Origin of the sequence: Bacillus sp. SIMBA_005 (assembly GCF_046535585.1) — a bacterium.
In the GTDB taxonomy this organism is placed as follows: Bacteria; Bacillota; Bacilli; order Bacillales; family Bacillaceae; genus Bacillus; species Bacillus pumilus.
Window position 1 is genome coordinate 1 of record NZ_JAWRWI010000219.1, and the last position, 294, is coordinate 294.

Sequence of the window (294 nt, forward strand, 5' to 3'; positions counted from 1 at the left end):
CGCCAGCCGGCGTTCTCGCGCTGCACCAGCTGCATGGTCGCCTCGCCTGCATGCTTGCCTTCGTACCAGGCATCGTAGGTCGCGACGAACGGCTGCAGCGCGGCGGCCTGCCCGACGAGGGGCAGCCCGGCCAGCAGGCAGATCAGAAGAAGTCGGGGGGAACGCATCACGACATCATGGGAAGGCATTGTTGGCTGCGAGCTGAAGCGGCGCCGTCATGGTCTGGCCGTCGACGTGAACCGTGCGTTCACCGAGCCGGACCCGACCCGACGCGACGGCCTGCAGCGTTGCCAG

Annotated in this window: 1 protein-coding gene; it reads right to left on the minus strand. The window is 68.4% G+C overall.

What is annotated here, in order from left to right; genetic code table 11:
* Positions 1–188, minus strand: a 188-nt coding sequence (locus SB660_RS19845) for a hypothetical protein (protein ID WP_410583989.1), incomplete at its 3' end; no start/stop codon positions are given.
* Positions 189–294: the final 106 nt, after the last annotated feature.